Genomic DNA, 16,078 nt, shown 5'->3' with positions numbered 1-16,078 from the left:
GGTACTGGTGGTGCAGGTCAGGCGGTCGCGGCCGGCTCGATTACTTCGTCCTGCCGCGGCACCCGCAGGAAGACCGCCCAGGTCACGGCGATGCAGGCCAGGTAGAAGGCTCCGAAGACCCAGAAGGCCATGGTCGCGGACTGTGCTTCACCGGAATACGAGGCGCGGAGGACCAGGTTGATGCCGACTCCACCGAGACCGCCGATGGCACCGGCGAAACCGATGAGCGCACCCGACATGCTGCGCGACCACGCTGCTTTTTCGGCTCGGTCGAGATGCTCGAGGCCCTGTGCCTTCGCTTCGAAGATCGACGGGATCATCTTGTAGACCGAGCCGTTGCCGAGTCCGGACAGAAGGAACAGTGCGACGAAGCCGAGGACGAATGCGACCATGATCCCGCCGGATGCGGCGCCTTCGGTGGCGTCGTCGAGGGTTCCCGCGACGATGAGGACGCCGGCGGCGAGGGCCATGGCGACGAACGTCCAGACGGTGATGCGTCCCCCGCCGATCCGGTCGGCGAGTTTTCCGCCGAGCGGGCGGGCCACCGAGCCGAGCAGTGGGCCGATGAAGGCGATCTGCGCGGCGTGAAGGGCTGCCTGTGCAGGGGTGTCACCCCCGGCGAGGAAGTTGATCTGCAGCACCTGCCCGAACGCGAAGCTGAATCCGATGAACGAGCCGAAGGTGCCGATGTAGAGGAAGGAGATGACCCACGAGTCGCTGAACTTCAGGCACTTGCCCATCGCCCGGAGATCGGCGCGCTGGTCCCCGAGATTGTCCATGAACAGTGCTGCGCCGAGGGCTGCACCGGAGCAGAGAACGAGGTAGATCGCGCAGACGATCCACGGTGCCGTGTTGCCGACGGTCGCGATGACCAGCAGGCCGATCAGCTGGATCACAGGGACACCGATGTTGCCTCCACCGGCGTTCAGTCCCAGTGCCCACCCCTTGAGTCGCTGCGGATAGAACGCGTTGATGTTCGTCATCGACGACGCGAAGTTGCCGCCACCGACACCCGCGAGGGCCGCGACCAGTATGAATGTTGTGTAGGAGTGGCCGGGGTTCAGCATCAGATACAGCGTGGCCAGGGTCGGGACGAGCAGGATCAGCGCGCTGAAGATCGTCCAGTTGCGCCCGCCGAACTTCGCGGTCGCAACCGTGTAGGGGATGCGCAGGATCGAGCCCACGAGGGTGGGCACTGCGACGAGGAAGAATTTGCCTGCGGCGTCGATGCCGTAGATCTCGGTGGGCATGAACAGCACCATCACCGACCAGATCGACCACACCGAGAATCCGACGTGTTCGGCGATCACCGACCAGATCAGGTTGCGCTTGGCAATGTCCTTGCCGCCCGCCTCCCACGCGTCGACATCCTCGGCGTCCCATGTGTCGATGTAGTGCTTGCGCGCGAACTTGCTTCGCAGCGGCTCTTTTTCGAGTGCAACACTCACGCCGGCCACCTCTCTCAGGTTTCTGATGAACCCAAGGTATGGAGCGGGTGTTGCCGCGGTGCTGCCCGCGGTGACTGGAAAGTCAAGAGTTCCTCACCGGCCCCCGATGTCCGGTGTGAGGGCGTCGCAGCGTCAGAGGAGCAGGCGCACCAGGTCGGTGGTGTGCGCGAGGCCAGGGAATGCTTCCTCGGTGGACCGCGGGTGCAATGCGTGGACTGCCAGCCGGAACATCGCCGCGCGCAGGAGCATCTGCGGCCATTCCGGTAGGTCCTCCCACCTGCCGATCAATGCGTCGTCGGCGCCGCCCCACGACAGAGCGTCGACCACGGCCACGGCCGCAGCCCACGACGCCGGGCGCCAGTACGGAGTGATGTCGGTCAGCCCCGGAGCAGCTCGGCCCGCGAACAGCACCGTGCCGAACAGGTCGCCGTGAACGAGCTGGTCCGGAAGATGCACGGGCTTACGGAACGTGGCGAGCTGAGCGATCAGGTCGAGGCTCTTGCGTCCGTCGGGGGTGACCGTGTCGGGTGCACCGGCGGCGCGCGCCGAACGCAACGGCACGGTTTCCCACGCGGCACGGTCCGCGGCGACGAAGACGTCGACGTCCGCCCACGGCGCGACGGGAGGTTGCATGAGGAATCGGGGACGCTCGAGCTGCGAGGTGGCTGCGTGCAGCCGCAGCGACAGGGACACCACCTCGTCGTGTCGAGGTTCGGAAGTACCGACGATGTAGGTGTCGGCACGCCAGCCGGACACCACGTATCGTCCGTCGGTGGCCCGGACCGGCCGGGCCAGCCGGACGCCGTCCACAGTGAGGGTCTCCCGGACTTTCGCCGACCACGCTGCGCGCGCGTGATCGGCGACCCTGGACAGGACCACATCTCCACAGCGGTATCCACCGTCCCAGTCCGCCCCGAGTGGGATCGGCTGGACGTCGCGGAGACCGAACGTGGAGCACACGTGTTGCGGGGGTTCGAGCGAACTCACGCGGCCAACGCTACCGCTGGTATGCAGCACCGCAGGGAAGGCACCCCGGCACGCAGGTCACAAGTTGACACCGATCCGCCCTGAGATCTTGCGCCCACCTCACGACCGCCCGCGATCACTCCCCCGAGTCGGTGCCCCATCGCTGTCAGTACAGCGGCAACGATGTGTCGACCTGCTGTGCCCAAGCCACGACGCCGCCCTGGAGGTGGGTCGCGTCGGCGAACCCGGCCCGTTTGAGCACGGCAAGAGCCTCGGCCGACCGGATGCCCGTCTTGCAGTAGAGGACGATCGGTGTGTTCTGAGGCAGCTCGGCGAGTGCGTCGCCGGACAGGATCCGGTCCTTCGGAACGAGTCGCGCCCCGTCGATACGGACGATGTCCCATTCCACCGGTTCCCGGACGTCGATCAATGCGAGGTCTCGACCGGAGTCGATCATCGTCCGCAGCTCGGTCGCGGTGATCGTCGCATCTGCTCCCACGGCGGCCGCGTCCTCGGGCACGATTCCGCAGAATTCCTCGTAGTCGACGAGTTCCGTCACCGGTGAGCGCCCCGGATCACGTCGCAGCGTGACGGTGCGGAAAGTCATGGCGAGGGCGTCGTAGATCATCAGGCGGCCCAGCAACGGGTCGCCGATCCCGGTGATCAGTTTGAGTGCCTCGGTGGCCATGATCGTGCCGACCGTGCCCGGGAGGACACCGAGCACGCCACCCTCGGCACACGACGGCACCATGCCCGGCGGCGGAGCCTCGGGGTAGAGATCGCGATAGTTGAGCCCGCGTCCGCCCGGGGCATCCTCCCAGAACACCGAGATCTGGCCCTCGAAGCGGAATATCGATCCCCATACGTACGGCTTCCGGGCCAGGATCGCCGCGTCGTTGACGAGATAGCGGGTAGCGAAGTTGTCGGTGCCGTCGAGGATCAGGTCGTACTGCTCGAACAACGCCACGGCATTGCTCGAATCGAGCCTCTCCGGATGCAGACGAACCGTGACGTTCTCGTTGATGGCGCGGATGCTGTCGCGCGCGCTCTCCCCCTTGGAACGCGCGACGTCCGCCTGCCCGTGGATGATCTGCCGTTGCAGGTTCGAGGATTCGACGTGGTCGTCCTCGACGATGCCGATGGTGCCGATACCGGCAGCCGCGAGATACAGCAGCGCGGGCGATCCGAGACCGCCGGCGCCGATGAACAGCACCTCGGCGTTCTTCAGCCGCCTCTGACCCGTGACGCCGACATTCGGGATGATCAGGTGCCTGCTGTATCGCGCGATCTCCTCGCGGGTCAGCTCACCTGCGGGTTCCACCAGCGGCGGTAGGGCAAGAGTCGGTTCCACCGACGGCAGTACTGTCACGGTCTTCTCCTCTACGGGGACACCGCCGATTGTCCCACCGTCGACGACCGCCGTCCGATGCGGTCATGCTCCGCGGGGAAACGGCCACGGGTTGTAGCTGCAGACCTTTCCGTCGGCGGGAACGATCCCGTCGGGATCGAGGCGGGAGATATCGTCGTTCGCAGTGCCGTAGGTCTGCTGCATCATGATCGGCGCGAGTCCACCGTCGGTGGTGCACCCTTCGTGGGCGGCATAGCCCACCGCGTGCCCGACCTCGTGGTTGACCAGATATTGGCGGTACGAGCCGATGTCGCCGTTGAACGCGACCGCCCCCCTGACCCAGCGTGGCTCGTTCACGAAGACCCGTTCGACGCCTGGATTGAAGCACGAACCTTCGAGTTCGATGTCGAATCCGCAGAACTGCCGGATGGTCATCTGAGAGGTGAGCGAGACCCGGAAGTCGGGGGCTTCGCTGTCGACCCGCCGGAACGCGAATGCCCGATCGGCGGTCCAACTCCTGGGGTCGGCGAGAGTCTCGTCGACCATCGTCGCGAAAGCGGCATCGCCGCCGTACGCAGTGGTGTCGACACCGTCCTCGATCTCGACCGTGTAGGTGAACACCTGCCGCTCACCGAATCCGGTCTGCTCGGTATTTCCGGGAAGTACCCGCCAGGCACCGGCTCCGTCCTCGGTGAACGATCCCCCCTCCGGCAGCGCACCGGAGTCGAGGTCGGGCGGGAAGTGTCCGTCGGCGATGGGCGACTCCTCGACGTCGGCGTCGTCTACAGCACCTGTCGTGCCCTCACCGTCCGCGACTGCGCCCGTGGGGTCCCCCTGCACCGCGTCCCACACCACGAACACGGTGACTGCGGCGAGTACGGGCACTGCGTAGGCACGCCACCCGTACCGCGACACGAAGCGCCCGAGCCGGCTCTGTTTGCGCACGTCGCGCGCCGGTCGCGGCCGGCGCGGCGGACGAGGGTCGCCTTCGATCGGATCCCACTGCGCCCGGAGCGGTTGTCTGGATCCTGAATGCGGAATCGAGTCGTCGAGTGACCGGTGCGCGCGAAGGCGGGAGGCCTGTGACTGCTGCGAGTCCTGCGATTGCAGGGCCGAGCCGTGCGGTGTGCGGGTCGAACGTGCTCCTCCTCGGTCGATCACGGTTGCCAGAATGTCACACTGCGGTCGATCGGACGGGTAGTCCGTGATGGGTCCTCACTTCTCGTGCAAGGAGCTACCGCACCACCCGAAAAGGCGGATACTCGACGGTAGGGCCATCCGCCTGCATCGACACCGACCTGTAACCTGCAGAGATGATTCGCGTCGACGTGGCAATGCTCACGATCGTCGCTTGTGCAGATTGGGAGCAAGCATGACCGAAGTCGCCGCCCGAGCCTCGGGACGAGGCAAGACCAACGGCACGAAGCGGGGCTCTCGCATGCCGAGGGACGAGCGACGCGCTCAGCTGCTCGAGGCGGCCAGCGAAGTGTTCGTCACGCGGGGCTACCACGCCGCCGGTATGGACGAGATCGCAGACTGCGCCGGAGTCAGCAAACCGGTCCTCTACCAGCATTTCCCCGGCAAACTCGAGCTGTATTGTGCTGTTCTCCAGAATTACGTCGACATTCTGATCAACGGGGTACGGCAGGCCCTGCGTTCGACCACCGACAACAAGCAGCGTGTCCGCGCCGCAGTCCAGGCGTTCTTCGATTTCGTCGACAACGACAGCCAGGGCTTCCGGCTCGTGTTCGAGTCCGACCTCATGGGCGAGCCGCAGGTGGCGCACCGCGTCGAGCAGGCCACCGAGGCCTGCGTCGACGCCGTGTTCGATCTCGTAGCCCACGATTCCGGTCTCGATCCGTATCGCGCACGCATCCTCGCTGTCGGGCTCGTCGGTACCAGCCAGTTCACTGCACGCTACTGGCTCGACGCAGCACGGCCCATCTCGAAGGACGATGCGGTCGACACCACCGTCGCACTCGCCTGGGGCGGTCTCAAACACGTCCCGCTTCAACCCGAGTTGCAGAAGCGCTGACGCCCACACCTACAGGCGCCCAACAGTAACGACGAAGGGGCCGGGACGCACTCGAGTGCGTCACGGCCCCTTCGTCGTGTGCGACGTCAGTTCGCGGCGAAGCCCACCTTGCCGGCGGTGGCGGGGCCGATGTCGACGTACGTGATCTTGGTGGCCTGCACGAGGACCTTGCGACCCTTCTCGTCGACGAGCGCGAGCACGCCCTTGCTTCCGCCGTTCAGGGCGTCGGTCACGAGCGCTTCCACCTCGTCGGGTGTCTGTTCGCTGACGATGACGATTTCGCGCGGGCTGTCCGCGACACCGATCTTGACCTCCACGAAAGACCTCCGAGATTCTCAGGCTGAACTGCTTGTCCTCGCCAGGTTAGTGCAATCCCAGCACTGCCATCCGCTTGGCGTGCTCGACCTGCATACGATCGATGAGCGCAGCGATGTTCCTCAGGTCTCCCGATGCGAGAATGACGAGTTCGGCGAGATCTTCCCGTTGCGCGAGCACGTACTGCGCCTGCGTGATCGCTTCGCCGAGCAACCGTCGGCCCCACAACATGAGCCGGTCCTTCTGAGTGCTGCTGCGTTCGACGACCGACCTGACCTCCTGAACCACGAACTCCGAGTGCCCGGTCTCCGCGAGCACCCCGCGCACCACGGTGGCGACCTGCGGATCGAGCATGTCGGCGATCTCACAGTAGAAATCGGCCGCGATTCCGTCACCCACATACGCCTTGACCAACGACTCGAGCCAGGTCGACGGTGTCGTCGATTCGTGATAGGCGTCGAGCACCTGATGGTAGGGCTCCATGGCCGTGTAGATGTCTACGCCTCGCTCTTCGAGCGCTGTGCGCAAGATCTCGAAATGGCGCATCTCGGAGGCCGCCATCTGCGCGAACGCGACCTTCCCCTGCAGCGACGGTGAGAAAACGGCTTCATCCGCGAGACGGTAGAACGCGGCGATCTCGCCGGATGCGAGCACCGAGAACAGTTCCGAGACACCCGGATGATCGGCCGGGACGGGGGTCGCCGAGGGCGACAGGCGGGGTTCTGCAGCGGACGGCGATGTTTCGGCTCCCATGACGACAAAGCGTAGTACTACCTCGTCGAATGCGCCCCTCACGGTACAATGGGTTCAGAAGACCGCGCATCGAGCCGCTCACCGTGGCCCGCGGTCTTCGACGATAATGTGCGCGCACCCGTTTGAGGATCGCTGCCGCGCTCGCGGGCCCCATCTCCAGAGCTCGCGTGAAGACGCAGGCCGGTCGCCTTGTCCACCTCGTGCGTGCGTGCCGAGACCAGGAAGGCCAGACCCCTGAGCAAGATCACAATCGACCACGAAGACGACGCAAGCGAAAACACCGTCTCCGCACAACTCGACGACACTCACGTTGCCCCCACCTTCGCCGAACTCGGCGTCCGCGACGAAATCGTCCGCGCGCTGTCCGAGATGGGCATCGAACGCACCTTCGCCATCCAGGAACTGACGCTGCCGCTCGCACTCGCCGGCGACGACCTCATCGGCCAGGCCCGGACCGGAATGGGCAAGACCTTCGGTTTCGGCGTGCCACTGCTGCATCGCGTGACCACCGCCGCCTCCGGCACCGCTCCGCTCGACGGTACGCCGCGCGCGCTGGTGATCGTCCCGACCCGCGAATTGTGTGTCCAGGTCACGCACGACCTCGAGAACGCAGCGAAGTACCTCCCCGGCAGCGGCAAGAAGGGCCTCGAGGTCCTCGCCATCTACGGTGGCCGCCCCTACGAGCAGCAGATCGACCAGTTGAAGAAAGGTGTCGATGTCATCGTCGGCACACCGGGCCGCCTGCTCGACCTCGCCAACCAGTCGCACCTGATCCTCGGCAAGATCGGCGTGCTCGTGATGGACGAGGCCGACGAGATGCTCGACCTCGGGTTCCTTCCCGACATCGAGCGGATCCTCGGGATGGTCCCCGACAAGCGCCAGACGATGTTGTTCTCGGCCACGATGCCCGGCCCGATCATCACCCTTGCCCGGACCTTCCTCACCCAGCCGACCCACATCCGTGCCGAGGAGCCCCAGTCCTCCGCGGTCCACGAGCGCACCAATCAGCTCGTCTACCGGGCTCATGCGCTCGACAAGGCCGAACTGGTCGCTCGCATCCTGCAGGCCGACGGTCGCGGCGCGACGATGATCTTCACCCGCACGAAGCGCACCGCGCAGAAGGTCGCCGACGAACTCGCCGAACGCGGCTTCGCGGTGGGTGCCGTCCACGGCGATCTCGGGCAGATCGCCCGCGAGAAGTCGCTCGGACGTTTCCGCGACGGCAAGATCGACGTTCTCGTCGCCACCGATGTCGCCGCACGTGGCATCGACATCGACGACGTCACCCATGTCATCAACTACCAGTGCCCCGAAGACGAGAAGACGTACGTGCACCGGATCGGCCGCACGGGTCGTGCAGGTCGTACGGGCATCGCCGTCACGCTGGTCGACTGGGACGACATCCCGCGTTGGCAGCTCATCGACAAGGCTCTCGGCCTCGATATGCCGGACCCGGTCGAAACGTACTCGAGCTCGCCGCACCTGTTCGAGGAACTCAGCATCCCTGAGGGATCCACGGGCCTTGTTCGCAAGCCCGCGACCGCCCGCACCGAATCCGACGGCGGCTCGGGTGAGCGTCCGGCGCGGAGCGAAGGCTCGACGCGACCCAAGCGCACCCGGACCCGTCGTCGCACCGTGCGAGGCAAGGCCGCCGACGCCACCACCACGAGCACCGATCAGGCAGATGCTCCCGCAGTCGAGGCCTCGACAGAGACCGCCGAAGCCGACGGCACCGCGTCGAGCAACCGGAGGCGTCGCCGCCGTCGCCGCACGCCGGCCGAGGGCGATGCTGCAGCGACCACCACGGCGTCGGACGCTGCCGGCGTGAAGGACGCAGTGTCGAGCAACTCGGCCACCTAGCAGAGTGCTCGCGCCCGAACGTCGCTCGCGGGCCGACCTGATCACCGCAGCGGTACTCGTCGTCGCCGTCCTGGTGGCGGTGTGTGTCGTGTGGCTGCGATCAGATGCACGCGGCACCACATCGACCACCTGGGACGGGGTGGCCACCACCCCTCCTGTCGCGGAGTCCGTACCCGACACCCTCGCCGAGTCATGGCGCGCTCCGAGTTCGGCGACGACGCATGCCCTTGTGATCGGTGACACCGCTGCCACGGCCGACGGCGACACCGTCGTCGGCCGTGATCTGCGGACGGGTGCCGAGCGATGGAGCTACCGACGCGACCGGCCGCTGTGCGCGGCGGTCGGCGCGTGGGGCTCCGTCGTGTCGGTCTACAACGATCCACGCGGATGCGGTCAGGTGACAGCACTCGACGGGGACACCGGTGCGCGGGGCGCACAACGTTCGAGCGACACCGACAGCAAGGTACGCCTCGTCGACACCGGGACACACCTGATCGCGCTCGGCGACACCCGCCTGGAGATGTGGCGGTCGGATCTGGTGCGCACGGTCGAATACGGCCGGGTCGACGCGCCGGTCAACCCCAATGCCCAACCCCGCAGCGGCTGCGTGCTCCATTCCGCGGATGCCGACAACAGTCACCTCGCGGTGCTCGAACAGTGTTCCAAGGAACCGGCCGGGCGGCTGACTCTGCTCGATACCACTCCAGAGGACAGCCAGAAGCCCGAAGAGTTCTCATCCTCGATCCTGCCCGCCGCGGTACCGGACGGCGACGCACAGATCGTCGCGGTGGTCGACGATCACACCGCCGTCTACCTTCCGCCCGGCCCCGACGGCGGTGCTCGCCTCGAGGTGTTCGACGCTTCGGGCTCCGCAGTCGACCGACACGAGTTGTCGCAGGCAGCAGGCCCCGGTGTGGACACCGGCCCGGCGGAGAAACTCGACGATCTGATCCTGTGGTGGACGGGCACCGACACCGTCGCACTCGACACCGAGAATTTCACGCCGCTCTGGACCGTCGAGGGCACGCTCGGGCACGGCTCCGAGATGGCCGGATCGGTGCTGTTACCGGTCGACGACGCAATCGCCGTGGTCGATCCTCTGACGGGCGAGATCGCTCGGACGATCCACGTGGACCGCGACACGGACGCCGCGGTCTCGTTGTCCGTTGCGGGCTCTGCAGTCCTCGAACAACGGGGCGACGAGGTCGTCGCGCTGACGGACAGCGGTCGGCCTTGAACCGACCCGACAGAAGCCCGCCGCTACGCCTCGGCCTGAACCGCGAGCGTGACCGGCTCGGCGCCGTCCGTCCAGCACGCCAGCAGATTCTCCGCGAGTTCCCGATAAGCGTGCGCGCCCTTGTTCTTGCGTCCCGACAGGACGGTCGCGCCCGACGCCGATGCTTCGGCGAACCGCACGGTCCGCGGGATCGGTGGTGCGAGGACGGGCAGGCCGTACCGATCGGATACATCGGCGAGCACGTCGCGGCTGTGGGTGGTCCGCGCGTCGTACAGGGTGGGTAGCGCGCCGAGCATCTCCAGGTCCGGGTTGGTGATCTGCTTGACCTCGTCGACCGTGCGCAGCAATTGCCCGACGCCTCGGTGCGCGAGGGTCTCACACTGCAGCGGTACCAGGACCGCTCTCGCGGCGGTCAGACCGTTGAGGGTGAGCACACCGAGTGATGGCGGGCAATCCACGATGATGATGTCGTAATCGTCCTCGACGACTGCGAGAGCGCGTTTGAGTGCGTACTCGCGGCCGGGGCGCATCAGCAGCAGCGCCTCTGCCCCGGCGAGGTCGATCGTCGCAGGAAGCAGAGCCAGGTTCTCCCCGGTTTCGAGGAGTACGTCCGCGATCTCGGCGTCACCCAGGAGCACGTCGTGCACGGACCGCTCGAGCCGATCCGGGTTGTGTCCCAGAGAGAACGTCAGGCATCCTTGCGGGTCGAGATCGACCACGAGGACGCGTTGCCCGAGCCCCACCAAGGCAGCGCCCAACGACGCGACGGTGGTCGTCTTCGCGACGCCACCCTTCTGGTTTGCCACCGCAAGTACTGTTGCCACGCGTCGATCCTCGCTCATAGCGGCGCTGCGCGCGACACTTGACGCGGCATCACGCACGCTCGGAACCCGAGCCGCTGCTGTCCGTGCCCGTGTCCGTGTCTGCATCCGACGGCGAGTCGGGCGCATAGTCCTGCGCGAGCCAACCCGTCGTCGACGGTGCGAACAACAACACCAGGGTCGGAACCACGATCACGGCCATCAGTATCCCGAGCATGGGCTGGTGCGAGTCGGTGAGCAACGACCACACGACCGGCAGCAGCAGGATCTGCGCAACGACCGCCACCGACCTGCCCCAGCGCGCACCCCGCAGCAACGCAATGCCCGCGGCCAGGACCCCGCCGAACAACAGCGCCAGCCAGAGCGCGAAGCCGTATCCGTTGGTCACCGACTGGTCGTGTTCACCCGATGCGGCGCGGAAGATCGAGTACACCGCGAACCCCATTGCCACGGCACCTTCGAGGACGACGAGTATGCCGGCGATACGGACCGTCGACGGAATGGTGCTGCGCGAAGATTCGGTGGTCACCCGGCCAGCGTAGTGGACCCGGGAAAGACCACTTAGGCTGATGTTCCGTGCGTGCACTGCTGATCGTGAACCCCAACGCGACGACGACCACACCGGCCGGTCGCGACCGGCTCGCTCATGCTCTGGCCGGCCGGGTCGCGCTGACCGTGGCGCACACGACACACCGCGGGCACGCTGCGGAGCTGGCCCGATCGGCGCACGCCGACCGCATGGACGTCGTCATCGCGCACGGCGGCGACGGCACGGTCAACGAGATCGTCAACGGGATGCTCGGCGAACCGTCCCTGCGTTCCCCGGATCCGTCACTGCCGTTGCTCGCCGTGGTTCCGGGTGGTTCGGCGAATGTGTTCGCACGCTCGTTGGGAATCGCCGCCGATCCGATGGAGGCCACCGAGCAATTGCTGACACTGCTCTCCGAGCGGTCTCGACGTCGGATCGGACTCGGATTCTGCGATGGCCGCTGGTTCGTCTTCAACGCGGGCTTGGGACTCGACGCCCAAGTGTGTGAGGCCATCGACCTGTCCCGGGCGTCCGGAAAGAAGGTCACCACCGCGCGGTATGTACGACACTCCGTCAAACAGTTCTTCGAATCGAAGAGAGCGGAGCCCGCACTGACCCTCGAGATCCCCGGCCACGCACCCGTCGAGGGTGTCTACTACGCATTCGTGTCGAACTCGAGTCCGTGGACCTTCCTCGACGAGCGTCCGGTGCACACCAATCCAGGTACCTCCTTCGACACCGGGCTGGGGGTGTTCGCCATGACCACCACGCGGGTGGCCGCGAGCCTTCGAGTGGTGCGTCAATTGCTGGCACGTCACGGTGAACCCGAATCTCCACATCTGATTCGTATCGACGACACACCACGAGTACGGGCAGAATCGACGCGGCCGATCGGACTTCAGGCGGACGGTGATTACCTGGGAATGCGAACGGACGTCGAATTCGTATCCGTTCCGGACTTACTGGACGTAGTGGCTCCGGCGTCAGAATCCAAGCGGACAAATCTGTGATTCGTCTTACATCACCGCTGGCCAGGGTGTAAAAATGTACTTCGAGAACAACCTGACATCAATGTCGGCGTGAGCTTCCCCACGGTCGTGGTCGATTCTATTGACTTCACGCTCGTTCGTGAAAGCATTCACAAGTAACTCCGCGGAAATACTTCGCGACTCCAGCATGAACTCGACAAGACCATCATCCGGTGCGCGCAGCACCATCGAAGGAGAGTAGAAGCATGGACTGGCGCCACAAGGCCATCTGCCGCGACGAGGATCCGGAACTGTTCTTCCCTGTGGGAAACAGCGGCCCGGCGCTCGCGCAGATCGCTGATGCCAAGCTCGTGTGCAACCGCTGCCCGGTCACGACCGAATGCCTCTCGTGGGCGCTCGAGTCCGGCCAGGATGCAGGTGTGTGGGGCGGCATGAGCGAGGACGAGCGCCGCGCACTCAAGCGTCGCAACGCCCGGACCCGGGCACGCACTGCTGTTGTATGACCACGCACTGCTGTTGTAGGACGTAGCCCCTGTGTGAGGCATCGAAGTCCGACGCACGGCCCGGCACCACTTCGGGTGCCGGGCCCTTGTGTGTCCTGAGCCGTGCGTCCTGGGCCATGGGAGCTACTACAAAGTGCTCGTCAGGCCGGCCGCTTGCCCAGCGGCAGGCTGAGCCGGGCTTCCGTCCCGCCGGAGCTGCTCGTCTCGAGCTGGATGGAGCCCCCCAACTCTGCCGCGACGAGCGTCCGGACGATCTGCAGGCCGAGACGATCGGAATCTTCGAGACGGAAGCCCTCGGGCAGTCCCTTGCCCTCGTCGTGCACCACCACATCGAGGACACGCGCCGAACGGTGCGCCTTCACCGTCACCGTGCCGTGCGCACCTGGATCGAACGCATGTTCCACCGCGTTCTGCACGAGTTCGGTCAGCACCATCACGAGCGGGGTCGCCCGGTCTGCGGGAAACACCCCCAGATTGCCCTCGCGATGCACCCGCACTTGGCTACCGACTGCCGACACATCGACGACAATCGGGATCAACCGGTCGAAGACGTCGTCGAGGTCGACTTCCTCGTCGACCGACATCGACAGGGCTTCGTGCACCAGCGCAATCGACGTCACCCGTCGGACCGCTTCGCCGAGTGCCTGCTGTGCCTCGCCGTTGCCCGTGCGGCGCGCCTGCAGCCGAAGCAACGCCGCAACCGTCTGCAGGTTGTTCTTGACCCGGTGGTGGATCTCGCGGATCGTCGCGTCCTTGCTCATCAGCGCGCGGTCGCGCCGCTTGACCTCGGTGACGTCGCGGATGACGACCGCTGCACCATCGATCCGGCCCCCCGGTGTCAAAACGAGGGCACGGATCAGCACCGTCGCGCCGCGGGCCTCGACCTCCATCCGCTGCCCGTTGCGGCCCTCCACCGCGCCCCTCAGATAGTCGGAGACATCCCGGCTCTCGAAGGGGTCGCTGACGAGCGCTCGGGTCGTCTCGATCAGGTCCTGCCCACGCAGATCCGAGTTGAAGCCCATGCGGTGATAGGCCGACAGGGCGTTCGGACTCGCATAGACCACACGGCCTTCCCGGTCGAGCCGGATGAAACCGTCACCGGCGCGCGGGCTCGACTTGGTGTCGGAACGCGCCTCGGCGGTCGGAAAGCTCCCTTCGCTGATCATCCGGTAGAGCGCGTCGGCGCATTCCAGGTAGGCGGTCTCCAGTGCGCTCGCCGACCGCCTCGATACACGTGCGGCATCGCGGCTGAGGACCGCGACGACTTCGTCGCCCCACCGCACAGGCACCGCTTGCCGCATGTTGATCGCATCGCCGGAGCCGGGCTGTGCCGTGACGATCCGTCCGGTCTCGAACGCTCGACGCACATACGGGTGCTCCTCGTCCGAGACGACGGTGCCGACTGCATCCTCGGGCAACACCGTCGAGGTCGTGGTCGGGCGGCACTGGGCCACGCACACGATCCCTCCGGGATCTGCGCTCACCCACAGCAGCACATCTGCGAACGACAGGTCCGCGAGCAACTGCCATTCCCCCACCACTCTCTGGAGGTGGTCCACGGCGGCGCCGGGAAGATCGGTATAGGTTGCGAGCAGCGCGCTGAGCGTCGACACCGTCGGGGTTTCCGCGCTCAGGAGATGACCGCGATGAGGTCACCCTGTTGGATGACGTCCCCGACCGCGACGTCGACGGAGGTCACGGTGCCCGAGCCCTCCGCGATCACCGGAATCTCCATCTTCATCGATTCCAGGATGACCAGGGTGTCTCCCTCCGCCACCACATCGCCTTCACTGACAACCACCTCGAAGACGGTGGAGACCATTTCGGCACGCACGTCCTCTGCCATAGAACACCTCGATTCGCTGCTCCGGAGCCCGGACGGTGGACCTGCTGACAAGGCCACTCGACCGCACGTGGAACACTGTAATCAACAAGAAAGGAGATCCCACCATGGGTAAGCGAGGTCGCAAGAAGCGCAGCCGCAAGGGTAACGCCGCAAACCACGGCAAGCGTCCCAACGCCTGACGCGTAGACACAACGTCGCGGGGGCCGGAAAGCAGTGCTTTCCGGCCCCCGCGACGTTGTACACACGAACTACTTCACGCGCCCGCGGACAGTTTCGCTCGTCCTGTCTCGTCCTATTCGGACTTCCTGACGTTCACCACGACGGTCCTGCGAATTTCGACCATCAAGCGTTCCCTCAGACCCTCCGGCGCGTGTTCCCCTCCGCACTTGCGGCTGAGCAGCGCCTTGACCTTCTCCTCGATTCCGTACGTCTCGAGGCATGAACCACAGTCGTCGAGGTGCCGTTGCAGTCGTGTCCTCGACGCCTCGTCGCACTCCGAATCGAGGAGCAGGTACACGTCCGCGATGACAGCGGAGCAGTCGAGTCGCTCGAAATCTGCCTGCTCGCTCACTGCGAGACTCCCTTCTGGCCCTCGGTGCCGATAGTCCTGTCGGTGCTGACGGTCGCCGCCTCGTCCTTCGCGCGGCCGCGGTGGAATCCACGTTCGTGCGCGACGTCGGCGAGGAGCCCCCGCAGTTGCTTGCGCCCCCGGTGAAGCCTGGACATCACGGTGCCGATCGGCGTGCCCATGATCTCGGCGATCTCCTTGTAGGGGAAGCCTTCGACATCCGCGTAGTACACGGCCATCCGGAAGTCCTCGGGGAGCTCCTGCAATGCCGCCTTGATGTCGTCGTCGGGCAACGCGTCGAGCGCTTCCACCTCGGCGGACCGCAGACCGGTCGAAGAGTGCTCGGCGGTGGCCGCGAGCTGCCAGTCGGTGATCTCGTCCGTCGGGTACTGGGCGGGTTGGCGCTGCCGCTTCCGGTACGTGTTGATGTACGTGTTCGTCAGGATCCGGTACATCCAGGCCTTGAGGTTGGTGCCCTCCCTGAACGATCGGAACGCCGAGAACGCCTTGATGTAGGTCTCCTGAACCAGGTCTTCGGCATCGGCAGGATTGCGGGTCATCCGCAACGCGGCGCCGTAGAGCTGGTCGAGCAAGGGCATCGCATCCCGCTCGAACCGCTCGGCCAGTTGTTCTGCAGACTCCTCGACCACACCGATCCCTTCACTCGTCCCCTCGGTGAAGGCTACCGGGCAGCCGGGATCCGGACGGGGAGGGCTCAGTACCGGCACCGGTGCTCCGATCTTCTCGCTTCGACATCCTTGCTCGACGGGCCGAAGTTCTCGACGTACGACCCACGGGGATCAACAACGTCTCTGTGCGAGTTGTTCCCGAATCGCCACATTTCCGGGCCTCCCAGCATC

18 protein-coding genes are annotated in these 16,078 nt (G+C 65.9%); 6 read left to right on the top strand and 12 right to left on the bottom strand.

Translation table 11 applies throughout. From position 1 onward, the window contains the following. Window positions 1-17: 17 nt before the first annotated feature. From ACZ46K_RS15235 to ACZ46K_RS15220, 4 genes are all read right to left on the bottom strand, one after another. A complete protein-coding gene (locus ACZ46K_RS15235; RefSeq protein ID WP_054810924.1) occupies window positions 18-1,448 on the bottom strand; it encodes a nitrate/nitrite transporter in 1,431 nt (476 codons plus the stop codon). A 132-nt stretch (window positions 1,449-1,580) separates the two neighbouring features. Continuing rightward, complete coding sequence (locus ACZ46K_RS15230; RefSeq protein WP_464749065.1) at window positions 1,581-2,435, bottom strand: TIGR02569 family protein; 855 nt, start codon at window positions 2,433-2,435, stop codon at window positions 1,581-1,583. Window positions 2,436-2,580: 145 nt separating this feature from the next. Continuing rightward, on the bottom strand, window positions 2,581-3,765 hold the full coding sequence (gene moeZ, locus ACZ46K_RS15225) for an adenylyltransferase/sulfurtransferase MoeZ (protein WP_464749329.1): 1,185 nt from the start codon (window positions 3,763-3,765) through the stop codon (window positions 2,581-2,583). Window positions 3,766-3,846: 81 nt separating this feature from the next. Continuing rightward, window positions 3,847-4,923, bottom strand: a complete 1,077-nt coding sequence (locus tag ACZ46K_RS15220) for a DUF3152 domain-containing protein (protein ID WP_464749063.1) — start codon at window positions 4,921-4,923, stop codon at window positions 3,847-3,849. Between the two features lie 211 nt (window positions 4,924-5,134). On the opposite strand from ACZ46K_RS15220, the gene ACZ46K_RS15215 reads away from it, so the two are divergent. Continuing rightward, on the top strand, window positions 5,135-5,797 hold the full coding sequence (locus ACZ46K_RS15215) for a TetR/AcrR family transcriptional regulator (protein WP_054807658.1): 663 nt from the start codon (window positions 5,135-5,137) through the stop codon (window positions 5,795-5,797). 86 nt (window positions 5,798-5,883) lie between these two features. On the opposite strand, the gene ACZ46K_RS15210 is transcribed toward ACZ46K_RS15215, so the two are convergent. Beyond that, complete coding sequence (locus ACZ46K_RS15210) at window positions 5,884-6,114, bottom strand: DUF3107 domain-containing protein (RefSeq protein ID WP_464749061.1); 231 nt, start codon at window positions 6,112-6,114, stop codon at window positions 5,884-5,886. A gap of 46 nt (window positions 6,115-6,160) precedes the next feature. Then, complete coding sequence (locus ACZ46K_RS15205) at window positions 6,161-6,865, bottom strand: ferritin-like fold-containing protein (protein WP_054807659.1); 705 nt, start codon at window positions 6,863-6,865, stop codon at window positions 6,161-6,163. 204 nt (window positions 6,866-7,069) lie between these two features. Between ACZ46K_RS15205 and ACZ46K_RS15200 the strand changes: the two genes are divergently transcribed. Then, window positions 7,070-8,725, top strand: coding sequence for a DEAD/DEAH box helicase (locus ACZ46K_RS15200; protein WP_464749059.1), 1,656 nt, complete (start codon window positions 7,070-7,072; stop codon window positions 8,723-8,725). A gap of 4 nt (window positions 8,726-8,729) precedes the next feature. After that, window positions 8,730-9,962: an Rv3212 family protein gene (locus tag ACZ46K_RS15195; RefSeq protein WP_464749057.1), complete on the top strand. Its 1,233-nt coding sequence runs from the start codon at window positions 8,730-8,732 to the stop codon at window positions 9,960-9,962. A gap of 23 nt (window positions 9,963-9,985) precedes the next feature. On the opposite strand, the gene ACZ46K_RS15190 is transcribed toward ACZ46K_RS15195, so the two are convergent. Together ACZ46K_RS15190 and ACZ46K_RS15185 are read right to left on the bottom strand one after the other, a co-directional pair. Then, window positions 9,986-10,786, bottom strand: coding sequence for a ParA family protein (locus tag ACZ46K_RS15190; protein ID WP_054810891.1), 801 nt, complete (start codon window positions 10,784-10,786; stop codon window positions 9,986-9,988). 49 nt (window positions 10,787-10,835) lie between these two features. Beyond that, window positions 10,836-11,312 (bottom strand): hypothetical protein, encoded by a 477-nt coding sequence (locus ACZ46K_RS15185; protein WP_054810892.1) that lies wholly within the window; start codon window positions 11,310-11,312, stop codon window positions 10,836-10,838. Window positions 11,313-11,359: 47 nt separating this feature from the next. On the opposite strand from ACZ46K_RS15185, the gene ACZ46K_RS15180 reads away from it, so the two are divergent. Beyond that, entirely contained in the window at window positions 11,360-12,322 is a 963-nt protein-coding gene (locus ACZ46K_RS15180) for a diacylglycerol/lipid kinase family protein (protein ID WP_464749054.1), read from the top strand. Between the two features lie 224 nt (window positions 12,323-12,546). Beyond that, window positions 12,547-12,804 carry a WhiB family transcriptional regulator gene (locus ACZ46K_RS15175; protein WP_054806329.1) on the top strand — a complete coding sequence of 86 codons (258 nt, stop codon included), beginning with the start codon at window positions 12,547-12,549 and terminating at the stop codon, window positions 12,802-12,804. Between the two features lie 140 nt (window positions 12,805-12,944). Here the strand turns inward: ACZ46K_RS15175 and ACZ46K_RS15170 are convergent, their stop codons facing one another. Both ACZ46K_RS15170 and ACZ46K_RS15165 read right to left on the bottom strand, forming a co-directional pair. After that, window positions 12,945-14,417, bottom strand: a complete 1,473-nt coding sequence (locus tag ACZ46K_RS15170; protein WP_464749051.1) for a sensor histidine kinase — start codon at window positions 14,415-14,417, stop codon at window positions 12,945-12,947. A gap of 17 nt (window positions 14,418-14,434) precedes the next feature. Further along, a complete protein-coding gene (locus ACZ46K_RS15165) occupies window positions 14,435-14,650 on the bottom strand; it encodes a biotin/lipoyl-binding carrier protein (protein WP_054806330.1) in 216 nt (71 codons plus the stop codon). Window positions 14,651-14,754: 104 nt separating this feature from the next. Between ACZ46K_RS15165 and ACZ46K_RS15160 the strand changes: the two genes are divergently transcribed. Continuing rightward, complete coding sequence (locus ACZ46K_RS15160) at window positions 14,755-14,829, top strand: 50S ribosomal protein bL37 (protein WP_022597109.1); 75 nt, start codon at window positions 14,755-14,757, stop codon at window positions 14,827-14,829. Between the two features lie 113 nt (window positions 14,830-14,942). Here the strand turns inward: ACZ46K_RS15160 and rsrA are convergent, their stop codons facing one another. Further along, on the bottom strand, window positions 14,943-15,221 hold the full coding sequence (gene rsrA, locus ACZ46K_RS15155; protein WP_054806331.1) for a mycothiol system anti-sigma-R factor: 279 nt from the start codon (window positions 15,219-15,221) through the stop codon (window positions 14,943-14,945). Beyond that, window positions 15,218-15,868 carry a sigma-70 family RNA polymerase sigma factor gene (locus ACZ46K_RS15150; RefSeq protein ID WP_054806338.1) on the bottom strand — a complete coding sequence of 217 codons (651 nt, stop codon included), beginning with the start codon at window positions 15,866-15,868 and terminating at the stop codon, window positions 15,218-15,220. Before ACZ46K_RS15150 ends, rsrA begins: the two co-directional genes overlap by 4 nt. Window positions 15,869-16,078: the final 210 nt, after the last annotated feature.

Source organism: Rhodococcus sp. JCM 9793 (assembly GCF_055380405.1).
This window is presented reverse-complemented; position numbering and strand designations above follow the sequence as displayed.